Source organism: Nesterenkonia sandarakina (assembly GCF_013410215.1).
GTDB lineage: Bacteria > Actinomycetota > Actinomycetes > Actinomycetales > Micrococcaceae > Nesterenkonia > Nesterenkonia sandarakina.
Genome location: NZ_JACCFQ010000001.1, coordinates 1,499,344 through 1,514,483, shown reverse-complemented (window position 1 = coordinate 1,514,483; position 15,140 = coordinate 1,499,344). Strand labels below are relative to the sequence as shown.

15 protein-coding genes, 1 tRNA gene and 1 pseudogene are annotated in these 15,140 nt (G+C 66.8%); 14 read left to right on the top strand and 3 right to left on the bottom strand.

Annotated elements, in window-relative coordinates; translation table 11 throughout:
* The first annotated feature begins 57 nt into the window (after window positions 1–57).
* From HNR11_RS07025 to HNR11_RS07015, 4 genes and pseudogenes are all read left to right on the top strand, one after another.
* Window positions 58–324: a hypothetical protein gene (locus tag HNR11_RS07025; RefSeq protein ID WP_179441702.1), complete on the top strand. Its 267-nt coding sequence runs from the start codon at window positions 58–60 to the stop codon at window positions 322–324.
* 292 nt (window positions 325–616) lie between these two features.
* Window positions 617–769 (top strand): annotated as a pseudogene (locus tag HNR11_RS14355) (CBS domain-containing protein); the annotation flags it as partial.
* A 60-nt stretch (window positions 770–829) separates the two neighbouring features.
* Window positions 830–1,048, top strand: coding sequence for a hypothetical protein (locus tag HNR11_RS14020; protein ID WP_246310345.1), 219 nt, complete (start codon window positions 830–832; stop codon window positions 1,046–1,048).
* Between the two features lie 230 nt (window positions 1,049–1,278).
* On the top strand, window positions 1,279–1,722 hold the full coding sequence (locus HNR11_RS07015) for a CBS domain-containing protein (protein ID WP_179441700.1): 444 nt from the start codon (window positions 1,279–1,281) through the stop codon (window positions 1,720–1,722).
* 80 nt (window positions 1,723–1,802) lie between these two features.
* Here the strand turns inward: HNR11_RS07015 and HNR11_RS07010 are convergent, their stop codons facing one another.
* Window positions 1,803–2,222: a hypothetical protein gene (locus tag HNR11_RS07010; protein WP_179441699.1), complete on the bottom strand. Its 420-nt coding sequence runs from the start codon at window positions 2,220–2,222 to the stop codon at window positions 1,803–1,805.
* A 403-nt stretch (window positions 2,223–2,625) separates the two neighbouring features.
* Between HNR11_RS07010 and HNR11_RS07005 the strand changes: the two genes are divergently transcribed.
* Window positions 2,626–3,582, top strand: a complete 957-nt coding sequence (locus HNR11_RS07005) for a hypothetical protein (protein ID WP_179441698.1) — start codon at window positions 2,626–2,628, stop codon at window positions 3,580–3,582.
* A gap of 160 nt (window positions 3,583–3,742) precedes the next feature.
* A complete protein-coding gene (locus HNR11_RS07000; protein ID WP_179441697.1) occupies window positions 3,743–5,230 on the top strand; it encodes an FAD-binding oxidoreductase in 1,488 nt (495 codons plus the stop codon).
* On the opposite strand, the gene HNR11_RS06995 is transcribed toward HNR11_RS07000, so the two are convergent.
* On the bottom strand, window positions 5,205–7,319 hold the full coding sequence (locus HNR11_RS06995; protein ID WP_179441696.1) for an FAD/NAD(P)-binding protein: 2,115 nt from the start codon (window positions 7,317–7,319) through the stop codon (window positions 5,205–5,207). The genes HNR11_RS07000 and HNR11_RS06995 overlap by 26 nt on opposite strands.
* A gap of 139 nt (window positions 7,320–7,458) precedes the next feature.
* On the opposite strand from HNR11_RS06995, the gene HNR11_RS06990 reads away from it, so the two are divergent.
* Window positions 7,459–7,547: transfer RNA gene (locus HNR11_RS06990), tRNA-Ser, on the top strand.
* Between the two features lie 116 nt (window positions 7,548–7,663).
* On the opposite strand, the gene HNR11_RS06985 is transcribed toward HNR11_RS06990, so the two are convergent.
* The gene (locus HNR11_RS06985) at window positions 7,664–8,455 is read right to left on the bottom strand and encodes an AMIN-like domain-containing (lipo)protein (RefSeq protein ID WP_179441695.1); all 792 of its coding nucleotides are present in this window, start codon (window positions 8,453–8,455) and stop codon (window positions 7,664–7,666) included.
* A 101-nt stretch (window positions 8,456–8,556) separates the two neighbouring features.
* On the opposite strand from HNR11_RS06985, the gene HNR11_RS06980 reads away from it, so the two are divergent.
* From HNR11_RS06980 to HNR11_RS06950, 7 genes are all read left to right on the top strand, one after another.
* A complete protein-coding gene (locus HNR11_RS06980) occupies window positions 8,557–9,597 on the top strand; it encodes an NAD-dependent epimerase/dehydratase family protein (protein WP_179441694.1) in 1,041 nt (346 codons plus the stop codon).
* A 141-nt stretch (window positions 9,598–9,738) separates the two neighbouring features.
* Window positions 9,739–10,215, top strand: coding sequence for a hydroxyphenylacetyl-CoA thioesterase PaaI (gene paaI / locus HNR11_RS06975; protein ID WP_179441693.1), 477 nt, complete (start codon window positions 9,739–9,741; stop codon window positions 10,213–10,215).
* Window positions 10,216–10,217: 2 nt separating this feature from the next.
* Window positions 10,218–11,549: an AMP-binding protein gene (locus HNR11_RS06970; RefSeq protein WP_179441692.1), complete on the top strand. Its 1,332-nt coding sequence runs from the start codon at window positions 10,218–10,220 to the stop codon at window positions 11,547–11,549.
* 21 nt (window positions 11,550–11,570) lie between these two features.
* On the top strand, window positions 11,571–12,191 hold the full coding sequence (locus HNR11_RS06965; protein ID WP_058888329.1) for a TetR/AcrR family transcriptional regulator: 621 nt from the start codon (window positions 11,571–11,573) through the stop codon (window positions 12,189–12,191).
* 360 nt (window positions 12,192–12,551) lie between these two features.
* The gene (locus HNR11_RS06960; protein ID WP_179441691.1) at window positions 12,552–13,949 is read left to right on the top strand and encodes an SPFH domain-containing protein; all 1,398 of its coding nucleotides are present in this window, start codon (window positions 12,552–12,554) and stop codon (window positions 13,947–13,949) included.
* Between the two features lie 133 nt (window positions 13,950–14,082).
* Window positions 14,083–14,376 (top strand): DUF3253 domain-containing protein, encoded by a 294-nt coding sequence (locus tag HNR11_RS06955; RefSeq protein ID WP_179441690.1) that lies wholly within the window; start codon window positions 14,083–14,085, stop codon window positions 14,374–14,376.
* A 17-nt stretch (window positions 14,377–14,393) separates the two neighbouring features.
* Entirely contained in the window at window positions 14,394–15,128 is a 735-nt protein-coding gene (locus HNR11_RS06950) for a MerR family transcriptional regulator (protein WP_179441689.1), read from the top strand.
* The last annotated feature ends 12 nt before the right edge of the window (window positions 15,129–15,140 follow it).

Here is a 15,140-nt window from a genome sequence, read left to right as displayed (position 1 = left end):
CCAGAGATGTAGGGTGAATTGCTGGAAAGCACCCCACAGCTACGGAACCGATGATTCATGATTTCTGCGATGGCCTCCGCGTTCACCGGCATGAATCCGATGCTGTCTGGATCCTGGATCTCCCTCGCCTGGTGGGTCATACCGATCGTTCACGCGGGCCTGATCATCTGGGCCATCGTGGAGCTCACGAGGAACCGGAGCCTTGATCTCGCACGAAAGATCGCGTTCGCGGTCCTGATCGTGCTCGCACCCTTCGTCGGGTCCATCCTGACCATAGTGCTGGTGCGGAGCCATGCCAGATCGGAACCTGCCCGAAGGACATGAAGCTTGCCGCGCACTCCGCGGTGTTAATGGCAGAGACCGAGCTGAACCAGGTGCCGCCTCGAGGGCTCGTCCGGGCCAGCCAGGAACTCAGTCGATAGTTTCCGAACGCCCAGATCACTCGGGTACGCTGAACTCATAGCTCAAGCAGCGGGCTCTTGGATCAATTTTCAAGGGGTGGCTTCTTGCAGCGCTTCTCTTTTCTCGACACCGCTGGACAGTCCACCTCCGGTGCTTCTTGGCTCACCGTCTTCAGCGAGCCGCTTGCACCCGAGCCCCTCTGGAGCGCCGCTTGATGCAGGTTCGAGAGCTCATGTCCGTTGCTCCGCGGAGCGTCTGGGTGACCCAGTCTCTGCCCGACGCCGTCAGCCTGTTCGATCACCAGAACCCAGCGGTAGTCGTCGTCGATCTGCGCGAGAAACCAGTGGGCGTGATCACCAAGGCAGCGATTTCCCACGCAGCCGCGAGGAACCCCGGCCGGTGGACACGCATGAGGTGTGCGCACTTGATGGACCCCCTCACGTGCCGGCTGCGCGCAGAGGACTCACTCGAGGAAGCACTGGCCCACTACCGCGGCTGCGGACCGCGACCCCTGTTGGTCTTCGACGGAGACGACCTCATCGGCGTGCTCTACCCGGAGTACGTCCTCGCCGCGACCCCGGCATCTGACAGGCCCCCACCTCCCGCCGGGATTCCAGGCACCGGCTCCTCGACCGAGAGGCTCTGACTCCGGCCACCACACGCGGACTCCACCCGGTGTTCTGTCCTGGCTCCCGACGCTCTGGCGTGAGTGCCTGAGGCAGCCCCACCCCGTTGGCCCGCCGCCTCCGGAGCAGCCCCCCGCGCCCCGCGCCCCGCGCCCCTACCGGGTCCAGTCCCATCAAACCTTGGACGGGTTGCCTAACCTGGCCCCGCGACCACCAGTGACAGACATCTTCTGAAGGAGAAACCCACATCATGGCGAACGTCGCAGACCTGATGACCCCAGACGTGCCCCGTCTCAGCACGCATTGCACGCTGGAAGACGCCACCCGGGCCTTTGCCCGTTCCCCCCTTGACGTGCTGCCGCTCTGCGACCCAGACGGCACACTGCTCGGGGTCGTGACCCAGCAGGACATCTCTCGAGCTTTCCGCTCCCTCGGAAAACTCGCGAATTCCTTGCGAGCCCAGCACCTCATGAACCCTGAAGCGCCGAGCATCAGTATCCAAGACTCGGTGGAGAAGGCCATGGCCCAGATGGCGATCCATCAGACCCAGCACCTTCCCGTCCTCGACGGGTCCACCGTCTGCGGAATGCTGTCCAGCGCGGCGATCGGTCAGGCCGACACCCGAGTCAATATCGAAGAGCTCATCGACTACGTGAAGCTCCCGACGGACCCCACCCAGGCACCGTCCTCCTAGGCGCCGCCTCCACCTGGAACCGGTTCGATAGCCGGTCGCTCACCGTCCACTATCCGGCAGGCATGAGTTCAGGCTGATCTTCACAGGATCTGCTGGAGAGCAGTTGAGAGCTGATCTGATTCCCGAATGACGACCAGCGAACTGCGCCCATTGTTCTTGCGAATCACCACAGCCTGATCGCCGTCCAGAGCGAGCGCCTTGTCACCTTGCCTCCAACGGAGACCCCAACCGCCCCACGACAGCGCCCGAAAGTCCTGGACAGACACTGAGGCTATTTCACTCCTAGGCACGCTCATCAAACGGACGCGGAAGACGCGAGACCGGACCGTCAAACCATCATGACCCACCGCGACCACCACGATGGCCAAGCTCAGGACCGCGCACATCACGACCACGGTGAAAAGAGTGAAGGTGACACCGAACCACATCCCGCCAAGGAATGCGCCGGCAGCACCCACACCCATCGATATCCCGACAAAGAGAAATGCCGCAAGCATCATGGGTGATTTCTGTTGAAGTCTCAGCGGCATGGCACACGGAATCCCATCACAATTGCATCGGCAGATGATCGACTACAGCGTATCGAACCGTTCGACGCAGAAGCCGGAACACCGGTCGCCGATCGCGTTCATCCAGATCAAGGGCTGACTGGAGAGACCTGGCCGAAGCATTTTGACCCCGACACACTTCGGGAATAGAGATCTCTTCAATCTCACCCGCACGTAGACTCCAACAGGATAGATCGCTCATTACATATTTTTGTGAGCTTCAGTGAATCTATTTTTCGAGCAGCACGTGAACTATACGAACCGAAATTCAGCTTGTACTTCACCGCCTGTGGGTCAACGGGCTTCACATACTCAGGCGTTGGGCACACCGCCAGATAGCGAGGACTGCAGCACTATGAGAGCGACAGACCATTCCATCAAGGACATGACACTGGAGACCACGGGGCTCCTTGGAATCACCCTGCTGGCACTCACGGCGTGTGGCGACGACGAAGCGACGAGCGAGTCGGCGCCCGCCGCGGAGCAGACCGATGATGCCGGGGACACTCAGGATGACGCGACGAGTGAGCCCGCTGAGACCGAGGAAGGAGCAGCCGTTGAGGAAGACGACGCTCCTGAAGAGGCCCCGGCGATTGCAGAGATCCACGAAGATATCTGGGAGTCGTCCCTGAACCAGGATTCAGTGTCCGTGAGTGCCGACGTGCTCCTCAGCGCCATTGGGGAAGGTGCTGAGACGCTCGGCGAAGGCACCGACGGTGAATCAGGCGAGGATGAGGTCATCCAGGTCGAGCTCTCCGGTGACATGGAGGGCGATGGCTACACCTACACCATTGCTGACGGTCTGATCGATCTCCTCGTCTTCAGCGATATGGCTCTCCAGAGCACCGATTCCGTGGTCGCAGAATACGAATCCCTCCAGGAAGAAGGACAGGGGGCATCCCCAGAGGAACTGCGGGAGACCGTGGAGGCAGAAGGCGACTGGGTTGACATCACCAGCCTGGCTCCACAGTTCGAGACTCCCGGTGAGTTCATCGAGAATCTCCGCGCCGGCATGATGGCTTCCTCCGACGGGGAGGACCTCGCCGACTGGGACGCCACGGGTGAGGCAGATACCCGTGACGGTGAGGATGTCTGGGTCTACAGCGATGAAGGCGGCGAGGAGTCACTCGAGATCGTTGTGCGTGCTGACTCCGAGGAGCCGGTCTTGATGGAGATCCGAGGCGACAACGCGGGCCAGGAGACGTCGGTGACCTTCACCAGCTGGAACGAAGCCGCCGCACCTGACCGCCCAGCAGATGACACGATCATCGGCGAGGAAGAGTTCCAAGGAATCACCAGTTCCATGTTCTAGGAGCCGACTCGACGTCGATGCATCCTGCCGGGGTGCAGGCGAAGGAGTTCCACCCTCGGGCACGGCCTTGCCTCGGACCTGGATGACCCGGGTCTCGGGCGGGCCGCGCCTCGGGTGCGCAGCCTCACCAGGGGGCACCCCTGACCTAGACTCATCTGGCATGAGCACCTCTGACGATGACGTCCTGGAAGCACTGCGCAGCACCTTCAGCCCGCACACCCTGACCACCGACCCCGCCGAGCTTGACGCCCACGCGGTGGACAAGGGGCCGTTGGAGCACTGGCAGGTGCATGTGCCGCGCGCCGTGGTCTTCGCGGAGTCCGTCGAGGATGTGCAGACTCTGGTGCGGCTCTCGGCAGAGCACCGGTTCCCGCTGGTCACCCGCGGGGCCGGGACCTCGGTCTCCGGCGGGGCCAACACCACGGAGGGATCTGTGGTGCTGAACCTGACCCGGATGAACCAGATCCTCGCGATGCGACCGGAGGATGAGGTCGCCGTGGTGGAACCGGGCGTGATCAACGCCGATCTGAACGCCGCAGCCGCCGAACACGGGCTGATGTACGCCCCGGACCCGGCCAGCTACCGGATCTCCACCATCGGCGGCAATGTCGCCACCAACGCCGGCGGGCTGCGCTGCGCCAAGTACGGGGTCACCCGGGATTCCGTGCTCGCCCTGGACGTGGTCCTGGCCGACGGCACGCTGATCCACACCGGACAGGCCACCTTCAAGGGAGTCGCCGGTTATGACCTGACCAGCCTGTTCGTCGGCTCCGAGGGGACCCTGGGCATCGTCGTCGGGGTCACCGTGCGACTGCGCCACCTGAGCCGGCATACCGAGACCATCGCTGCGTTCTTCGAGGAGCTGACCACCGCCGCCCAGGGGGTGCTGGAGATCGGCAAGGCCCGGGTGCAGCCGACGATCACCGAACTGTTGGACCGCAACACCATGCTCGCCCTGGATCAGGCGCAGGGCTCTGACCTGGCTGGGCGCGGGAACACGCTGCTGCTGATCCAGACCGACGGGCACGGCGCGGCCATCGAGGCGGAGATCATCCGCGAGGTGCTCCGCGGGCTCGGCGCCACGGTGAGCGACCCCGGCTCCGCCGAGTCCGAACGGCTGATCGAGCTGCGTCGGCACGCCCGAGGCGACGGGATCGCCACCGAGGTGCGGGTGGGCGAAGACGTGGCGGTCCCGCGCTCGAAGCTGGTGGACTACGTCCGCGCCATCGAGGACCTCGCCGAGGAGCACCAGGTCCAGCTCAAGGTGGTCGCCCACGCCGGGGACGGCAACCTGCACCCCACCTTCAGCGTGCCCAGCTCCGAGCTGAGCCCCGAGTCCGGTCCAGAGACATCCCCCGACGACGACGCGGGCTCCCCTGCTCTGCCCGAGGCTGCCCCCGTGACCCTCGACGCCGCCGAGGGCGATCTGCCGGCCTCAGCGATGTTCCGGCTGCATGCAGCCCTGGACGGCTCGGTCCGGCTCGCGCTTGAGATGGGCGGGACCATCACCGGGGAGCACGGGATCGGGACGTATAAGCTGCGCTGGCTGGACTGGGAGCAGTCCGCGGAGGTCATCGCGCTGCAGCGCCGGATCAAGGACGTCTTCGACCCGGAATACCGGCTCAACCCCGGGCGGGCGATCCTGTGATCCGGTCCCGGCCGCTGGCTCTCGCGCCTGGGCTGGTGGAATCGTCCGGTCCGGCCAGCACCGCCCGGGCCGCCGCGTCGGCGTCCGCCAGGGAGCGCGCTGAGGCCGCCAGGTTCCCGCCGGCCTCAGCCGCAATCGCGGTCCCCCATTGGACCGAGCTCAGCTGCAGGCCCAGCACGTAGATCTCCTCCGGCTCGGCCCGGTCCACCGGGATCAGCCGGTGCGGCAGGGTGGTCACGTCGAAGCCCTTGCCGGCGCGCGGCGCGCCGGAGGCGTCGACGAGCTCCCGTGGCCGGGCCAGGCCGCTGCGCAGCAGACCGGCGACCAGCGGAGACCGGGAGAGCTGGACCCGATTGGCCGGCATCATCGCCTCCAGCAGCCAGCGCGCCTGATACGCCGGGGCGGCGACGGCCGGGGACTCAGCGGTGTAGCAGCCAGCCTCCCGGTCCACATCGAAGATCGGCTCCGGGCCGAGGAACTCCACGATCCCGGCCCGGGTCAGCGCGGCGAGCTCCTCGATCCGTTGCAGCGGCGGGCCGCTGGCCAGGCCCTCCACCAGGGATTCGAACCAACCCTCGATCTCGCTGATCTGGCTGGACTGGGAGACCCGGCCCTGGCTGATCAGCGCCTTGACCTCCATCCGGGCCAGGTGCAGGGCGCCGATGGCCATCTTCACCGGGCTGTGCACCCCGGCCGCGGAGGTGGCGGCGTCGTCTTCGAGGTAGGTGCTCATATGCTGCTGGTACTGCTGCGCAGATTCGAAGGTCAGCCCGCCGAAGGGCCTGCCCAGGGAGCGGATGTCGAACCAGAGCACGTCGGGTGCGAGTTCGCGCAGCAGCCGCTGACCGCGGGTCTGCAGCACCGCCTCACCCAGGTGGGTGTCCGCGAGCAGCTCATCCAGCGCTGCGCTGAAGCCGGCCTGGAAGAGCTCCGGTTCCAGCTCCACCAGGGTCCGGTAGTAGGTGCGCAGCACATCGCGCTGGATCAGCGGCCACAGGTGTGCGGAGAAGTCCAGCACATCGTGGCGCCGCTCGGCATCGGCCACCGCGGCAGGGGTCAGGTGGTGCAGGCGGATGCCCGCCGGGGCGAAGCCCGGTGCCTCGGTGAGCGCAGTGGACTTCGCCCGGTAGGGGGTGCCTCGCCGGGAGCCGGCCACCAGGTGCGGCTCGTCACCGGTGGCGAGGTACTCCAGGCGTTGCCCGGCGGGCCGATCAGGGTGTTCATGGAACACTCCCCCACGGCCCACGCTGGCCTGGATCATCAGGTCGAAGAAGTTCAGGCCCATCCCGCGGACCAGGACGTTCTCCCCCGCGGGCAGTGAGTAGTAGTCCACCTCGGTCGGGATTGCCGGCGGCTGGTAGCGCAGCCCGAGCTGGCCGGCCACCTCGGTGAAATGCTCGCCGGATTCGTTCAGCCCGGCAGGGATGTGGCCCAGCGCCAGCACCACCTGGTCTGCGCGCAGCCGATCCTTCGGGGCCGGACCCGCGCCGTCGTCGTCGTGGTGGTTGTCGTGGTTGCCTGGGTGCTGGTCCTTGCCGAGCGTGAGCTCATAGCCGGACTCGGCGCGGCGCAGCTCGGTGACCTCGGCGCGCAGGTGCTCCACGCGGATCCCGGGCTGGCGCGCCAGCGCCGCGCTGACCGCAGTGTGCAGCCAGCTCAGGTACTGCCCGTAGGCGGCGCGCGTGGGGTAGTCGGTGTCGGTGCCGCCGTGGTCGATCCCCAGGACCACCGGCGGTTCGAAGCTGTCGGCGCGCACCGAGGTGGCGGTCTCCTCAGCCTCGTGTTCGTGCCGCCACTCCGCGAAGGAGCGCGAGACCGACGACGCCGTCAGCTGCTCCCGGGTGGCACCTGCCGGGGCCGCCGTGGGGAAGCTGGCGGGGGTGTTCATCAGATACAGCGGGGACTGCTGCGGGTTCCAGACCCGACCGGGCCCGTGCGGTGCCGGGTCGATCACCAGGATGCGCAGCCGGGGCGCCCGATCGCCGTCTACACCGTGCTCCACCGCCGCCAACAGCCGCTCCAGGAAGGAGGTGCCGCGGGGTCCGGCGCCGATCACCGCAACGGTGCGCTCCTGGGTCTGCTGGGGCATGGGCGGGCTGTTCTCCTGGTGAACTCGTGAAGCGGGCACTCTCCGACCAGGGTACTGGGAGCACGCGCTTTGTCAGTTTCCTCGCCGAACCGCTAGTCTAGACGGGCGCATGAATCGGTTCGCCGAAATCGTGGGCACAGGAGGCGTGCCAGAGCGGCCGAATGGGCTTCACTGCTAATGAAGTGTCCGCCTCAAAGCGGACCGGGGGTTCAAATCCCCCCGCCTCCGCCCTTGTGAAGCAGAACCCCCGTCGGGAGAGATCCTGTCGGGGGTTCTGCTGTCTCTGCCGTTGGTTCGCCGGCCGGTGAATCCAGGCCAGGTGGGGGGCTGATGCCCGGGGCGATCTAGTCCTGGGCGATGTCCAGCACGATCCGCACCGGATCCTGAAGCTGCTGGACCCGGTAGTCGCGCTCCTGGTCCAGGCTGACCAGCAGCTGGGACTCCCCGCCGAGCAGCACGCCGGGTTCGATCCCACGGACCATGGCCTCATCGGTCTGCGGGGTCCAGGACTCGGTCCAGGCCGCGGCCTCCGCCTCGGGCCCGCCGGTGGTGCCGAGGACATCGATCAGCAGCATCGCCTCGGTCGCGTCATCGCGGACCTCGGTGAAGTTCTCCCCCTGGGTGCCGGGCTCGATGTACTGGGCCTGATGCGCCAGGTCGGTCTCCAGCGCATATTCGAACACGATCCGCTCGTAGCCTTCGTGTGAACCGAGCCGGACCTCGCTGAGCACCTGGATCGTGTTGTGGCCGACGTCGAGCTGATAGTCCTCGAAGTTCTCGCTGGCCTGGGGCTGGGTGTTGAAGCCGCTGAGGTCGACTGTTTCGGAGTCCTCGGCGTCGGTTGCGGGGTCTTCCTCCTCGGATTCCGCTCCGGACTCCTCCGCGTCGGCGTCCCCGCTCGGTTCGGCGGAGGCCGTCTCCTCGGCAGGGTCGCTGGCCTCCGCGGTGTCGCTGGCCTCGGCTGACTCATCGGCCTCGGTCGGCTCGGTGGACTCCGTCGGATCCTCGGCGGGTGCCGGGCTCTGCTGCGTCGGTTCATCCTGCGGCAGCTCATCCTCGGAGGATCCACAGCTGCTCAGCGCAAGCGCTGCGGCAATCGCTGCGGTGGAAAGCAGTGCATCTCTGGGGCTCATCATCCGGCGCTCATCTCAGGGGGTCGGGGTGGTTGCTCACTGGCATCTCGACTTCTGACCTGCACTGATCACCGTATCCTGCGCGAGATCGTTAGGCTCGGGTCATGACTTCCTCTGCCGCCCCGCTGCCCGCCGATTTCCCCGCTCCACGTGCCGTGTTAGTGGGCTGCGGCGACGTCGGCACCCGGATCGGGAACCGGCTGCTGGACCGAGGCTTCACCGTCACCGGGTGGCGGCGCAGCCCGGAGCGTCTCCCGGAGGCCTTCGACGGCGCGGCCATGGACCTCACCGAGGAGTCCAGCATCCCAGCCCCGCCGGCCGACACCGCCGCGGTGGTGTTCTCCCCCGCCGCCGGAACCCGGGACCCGGAGCGCTATGAGCAGGTCTACCTGCGCGGTCTTGAGCGGGTGCTGAACCGGATCACCCAGGCTGGACTCGGCGAGTCCGTGCAGGTGCTCCTGGTCTCCTCCACCTCGGTGCTGGGCGATGCCTCCGGCAAGCTGGATGAATCCGCTCCACTGACCCCCTCCAGCCCCACCGGGGAGATCCTCGCCCGCACCGAGGCGCTGCTGCAGGACTGGCGGGCCGCAGGGACTGCTGGCTCGGCCCGCTCCCGCAGCGGAATCCTCCGGCTCTCCGGGATCTACGGACCCGGACGCGACCGGCTGATCCGGCAGCTGCGCTCCGGGTCGGTGGGTGAGGCCGCAGGTCAGGAAGAGCACGACGCCTGGAGGATCTCCAACCGGATCCATTCCGAGGACGCCGCGCGCGCCGCCGTCGAACTGCTGACCTCCTCGGCGCCACCGGAGCTGGTGCTCGGGGTGGACAAGCTTCCGGTGCCCCTGGGCGTGGTGCACAACTGGATGGCCGATCAGCTGGCCCTTCCCCGGCCGTGGAGCGATCCGCGGCTCGATCCCCAGGTGCTGGATTCGATGCCGCTGAACTCACCGGTCCGCCAGCACGCGGACTCCCCGTCAGGCGTGGTGCTCACCGATTCCGGCCACTCTGGCGCAGACCTGTTCGCCTCGGATCTGCTAGGCGCGGGCCACGGCAAGGCACTGGACGGGTCCCTGCTGCACCGCCTGCTTGGCGAGCTGCTGCACCCGGACTTCCGTTCGGGGTACTCCGCGGCACTGCGCGAATAGACGAGCCATTGATCGGGGCGCTGTCCGCCGACGTCTGGGCCAGCAGCTGGACGGCTCCCGCCTGTGCTTGACATCACATCGACTCCGGTGCTTGAGTTGACTTACTGACCATTCGGTCTGGAAATGCGATGAGGAGCATCGATGACGGAGTCCACCCAGCTCGCCCCCGAGGTCCTGAACTCGAGCACCGCAGCCTCGGGCAGCGCAACCCAGCCGCGGCATCGGATGTTGGAGAACGATCGAGCGTCGCAGGCCCTGGGCATCGTGGTCCTGCAGGCTGACCCCGGTCACGCACGGATCAGCATGGTGATCCGCGAGGACATGACCAACGGCTTCGACATCGCCCACGGCGGGATGCTCTTCGCTCTGGCCGACACCTGCTTCGCCATGGCGTGCAACCATCCGCACCTGGATGAGGGCACCATCACCGTGGCCTCCGGGGTGGACATCAACTTCCTGAAGCCTGCCCTGCTCGGCGAGACGGTCACCGCTGAGGCGACCGAGGTGGCGAGCACCGGCCGCAGCGGCGTCTATGACGTGAAGATCACCCGCGGAGACGACCTCCTCGGCGTCTTCCGCGGCCGCTCGCGCACCATCGCCTCCCCCGGAAAGAAGTGACCATGAGCCTGTTGAACACCGAAGCCGCCTTGATCCCCGCCACCGAGCCCGCAGCGCCCGACACCGAGGAGCTGATGAGCCGCGAGGAGATCGAAGCTCTCCAGCTCACCCGGCTGCAGCAGACCCTGCGCCACGCCTATGACAACGTCGCGGCCTACCGGGAGCTCTACGATGCCCACGGTGTCGGCCCCGAGGACCTGCAGACCCTGGAGGACCTGGCGAAGTTCCCGTTCACCGACAAGGAATTCCTGCGCGCGGCCTATCCATTCAAGGCCTTCGCGGTGCCGATGGACCAGGTCCGCCGGGTCCACGCCTCCTCAGGCACCACCGGTCGTCCCACCGTGGTGGGCTACACCGATGCGGACATCGAGAACTGGGCGACCCTGCTTGCTCGCTGTCTGCGCTACTCAGGGGTCCGCCCGGGAGATCTGGTGCACAACGCCTATGGCTACGGCCTGTTCACCGGGGGCCTGGGCGCCCACTACGGGATCGAGAAGCTCAAGGCCACGGTGATCCCGATGTCCGGTGGTCAGAGCGAGAAGCAGGTCCAGCTCATCCAGGACTTCAAGCCTCGGGTCATCCTGTGCACCCCCACCTATCTGCTCGCGCTGGCCGATGCCTTCCGTGCCGCCGGCGTGGACCCGCGGGAGACCTCACTGGAGGTCGCCGTGCTCGGCGCCGAGCCGTGGACCGACAAGATGCGCCATGAGATCGAGCAGACCTTCGCGTTGAAGGCCTGCGACATCTACGGCCTCTCCGAGGTGATGGGCCCCGGGGTGGCCGGTGAATCTGTGCAGCGCCAGGACGGTTCGACGATCTGGGAGGACCACTTCCGTCCCGAGATCATCGACCCGATCAGCGAAGAGGTGCTGCGCACCGGAGAACACGGCGAGCTGGTCTTCACCACGCTGACCAAGCAGGCGCTGCCGATCATCCGCTACCGCACCCATGACCTCACCCGGCTGCTGCCCGGCTCGGAACGTCCCGGGCACCGCCGGATGGGACGGATCACCGGGCGCAGCGACGACATGATCATCCTGCGCGGGGTCAACCTGTTCCCCTCCCAGATCGAGGAGATCGCTCTGGAGATCAAGGAGCTCTCCCCGCACTTCCAGCTGCGCCTGGCCCGACCGGGCAAGATGGATGAGATGACAGTGCACATCGAACGCCGCTCAGAGACCTCCGCCACAGACGCTGAGGCAGCCGGAGCGGAGCTCGCGCGGCAGATCAAGGTGAAGGTCGGGTCCAGCTGCAAGATCAGCGTGGAGGAGCCAGGCTCGCTGGCGCGCTCCTCGGGCAAGCTGCGCCGGATCTATGATCAGCGGCCACGCTAGTCCCGCGACTAGTGTGGAGTCATGACCACGACTTCGACGACGGCGTCCGCCTCCCGCCGGGGCCGCCCCGGCTATGACCGCGAGGGGCTCATCACCGTCTGTGTCGAGACCTTCAACCGCCACGGCTACGAGGCAACCTCCATGGGTGCGCTCTCCCGCGAGCTGGGGATCTCGAAGTCTGCGATCTATCACCATGTCAGCTCCAAGGAAGAGATCTTGGACATCGCGCTGAACCGCTCGCTGGCCGAGCTGGAGCGTGTGGTCACCGAAGCCGAGGCGCTGGACGCCCCCGCTCTGGCGGAGCTGGAGATGATCCTGAGTGAATCGGTGAAGGTGCTGACCACCTCATTGCCCTATGTGACGCTGCTGCTGCGGCTGCGCGGGAACTCCGAGATGGAGCTCAAGGCGCTGCAGCGACGCCGTGAGATCACGCTGCGCATCGCGGAGCTGATCCGGCAGGCCCAGCAGGACGGTGACCTGCGCCAGGACATCGACGCACGCACCGCCTCCCGTCTGGCCATGGGCACGATCAACTCGATCGTGGACTGGTACCGCCCGGTCGGCGGAGCCCCCGACGCAGCCCTGGCCGAGACCGTGAAACAGATGATCCTCGGCGGACTGCGAGCCACCGAGCAGGGCTGAAACTTCGACACAATAGGTGCCTTCTTCAACTGCCTGCATCCGCGCCGCGACGGGCCTGACGGTCCACACACCCCTGCACCGCGCCCAAATTTCGCGGGTCACAGTCACCTGGACCTGTTGACCCAGGGATTTTGTTCAGGTTAGCGTCAGGTTGTCTCCAGGACACGTTTCGGTTCATCTTGGCTTGTCAGTGCCCCCTCCTGGGTGCTGACCAGCCGAGGTGAACTCTCTTTTCGCACCATCCGATCCAAAGTCCTGAAGATTAGCTCTTTCCGCAGGTCGCTGACCCGCGGATCGGGGCGGCTCCTGCCGGCGCACATCGCTGGCCCCCAACACGGACGCAGATAGAGGTACTGACGGATGGATGTTCTGACAACCGGTGGGACGCTGGCTCTGATAGTCGGTCTGCTCGTGGCCGCGGTGCTCATCGGCACGGTCGCTCTGCTGATCATGCGCGCCTGGACCAAGGTTGCCCGGGCGGACGAGGCGCTGGTGGTCACCGGCAAGTCCTCGCGCTCCGATGTTCCAGGCTCGCGCCCCAAGCAGGTCATCGTCAACGGTCGGGCGCTGGTCAACCCGATCCGGCAGCGCCACGAGATCATCTCGCTGCGGTCCCGGCAGGTCTTGATGACCGTGACCGCGCAGAGCCACGACAACGTGACCATCAACGCCGAGGCGGTCGCGCTGGTCAAGATCGGCAGCAACGTAGAAGACGTCAAGGCCGCCTCCGAGCGTTTCGCCTCCCAGGACAACGCGGTGGTCGAGTACACCCAGGACCAGCTCGAAGGCGCGCTGCGCGGACTGATGGCGCAGCAGACGGTCATCCAGCTGATGCGGGACCGGCAGAAGTTCTCCGATGAGATCTCGGAATCGATCTCCCCGGAGCTGCAGACCCAGGGTCTGCTGCTGGACTCCTTCCAGATCCGTGAGATCACCGACGACTCCGGCTACATCTCCTCACTCGGCGCCCCGGAGATCGAGGCCAAGCGGCAGGCCGCAGAGATCGCTGCGACCAACGCCGAACGCGCGATCGCCAAAGAGCGGATCGCCAACCAAGAGCAGAACCTGATTGAGGAGACCGAGTACGACTCGAACCAGGCGGCCGCGACCTCACGCGTGGGTCAGGCTCGCGCGCAGGCGGAACAGGCCGAAGCTCTGGCCGGGGAGAAAGCCCGCCAGGAGGTGCTGGGGCAGCGCGCCGAGAACCGCCAGGCCGAGCTCGACGCCGAGGTCAAACGAGTTGCCGACGCTGATCTGTACAAGCAGCAGAAGCGCGCCGACGCAGAGGCCTACGAGCGCACCAAGGCAGCTGAGGCCGAGGCCCTGGTCGCCGAATCCGAGGCCCGGGCCCGCCTGCGCCGCTCCGAGGCGGAGGCCACGGCGATCCGCGAGGAAGGTGAGGCCAAGGCCGCCGCCATCCGCGCCGAGGCCGAGGCGCTGCGCGAGAATCAGGAAGCGGTGCTCGCCCGCGAGGCGCTGGCGGTGCTGCCCCAGCTCATGGAGTCCTTCGCCGCCGGTTACGCGAACATCGGCTCGATGACCCTGATCGGCGGCTCCGGCGACTCCGGAGCCTCCAAGCACTTCGACGGCGAGTCCTCCGTGGCCCTGGCCGGGGTGTTCAAGAGTGTTGAGGCCGCCACCGGGATCGACCTGGGTTCGATCTTGCAGGCGAAGGTCCAGGGAACGGCCATGGGCGAGGCGCTGGCCGAGTCCAATCACGCGGGCGCTGCGCCGAGCCAGAGCGACGGCCAGAGCTAGAGTCACAGCGAATAGTCAGCGCTCGCTGAACCGAAGAGCCCCGTCGATGCCCTCCTGAGCTTCGGCGGGGCTCTCTTCGGCTCGATGTCTGCGACGCATCGCCGAGCCGCCACGGGTGCGGCAGACTGAAGTCATGAATGAACCACCTTCCGCGATCTCCGATCGCGATATGGAACGCGCGATCCTCGAGCTGCTCGCCCAGCGGGCTGCGAACGCGACAATCTGTCCCTCCGAGGCCGCTCGCGCGGTGGGCGGTGAGCAGTGGCGGGAGGAGATGGACGCGGCGCGCGCCGCCGCTGGGCGCCTCGTCGCTGCAGGCGTCGTAGAGATCACCCAGCGCGGCGAGGTGGTTGACCTGACCACGGCCCGCGGCCCGATCCGGATCCGGCGTCGTGCGGCCGGGCAGAACACCGGACAGCCGGCCTGAAGCAGAGGAGTGGACCAGTGCTCAGCAGTGAGATCGCCGACCTGGCCGGGGTGACCGTGCGCACGGTGCGCCATTACCACCAGATGGGACTGCTCCCCGAGCCTCCGCGCAGCAGCGCAGGCTACCGCCGCTACGACATCAGCCATCTGGTCCAGCTCCTGCGCATCAAGAGACTCACCACCCTGGGCGTCCCGCTCGCGGAGCTCCACACGGTACTGGACGGTCCGTCCGCCGCAGAGGACCTGCTCGAAGAGCTCGATCTGCAGGCCGCCGCGGAGATCGACCGACTCGAGGCCCGCCGGGCGCGCATCGCCGAGCTGCGCCGCAGCGGTGCGCCGCTGGATCTTCCCCCGGAGCTCGCCGATTGGCGCTCGGCCCCGGACGCATCCGTCTCTGAAGAGATCTCGCGGTATGAGCACGAGCAGCTGGTGCTGCTGGGACACCTTCTCGACGACGGCGGCCATCAGGTGTTCGCCGAAGGGTTCGCGGCACTCAACGCCCGAATAATCGCACCGCTGACGGCGCGCTTCTCCGCCCTGGATGCCGAGACTCCCGAGGTTGAGGTCGACTCGCTGATCCAGGAGATGGTCTTGGTTCTGCGTCCCGTGCAGGAACGCTTCGCCGAGCTGCCGCCGCTGGATGACCAGGTCACAGCCCTGATGGAGGAGCTGAACCTGCGCAGGCTCGACCCGGTGCAACGCCGCGTCCTGACCCGGATCCAGCAGGAGTTGGAGCATCCCCAGGCGGACTGAGGCACGCGAGTT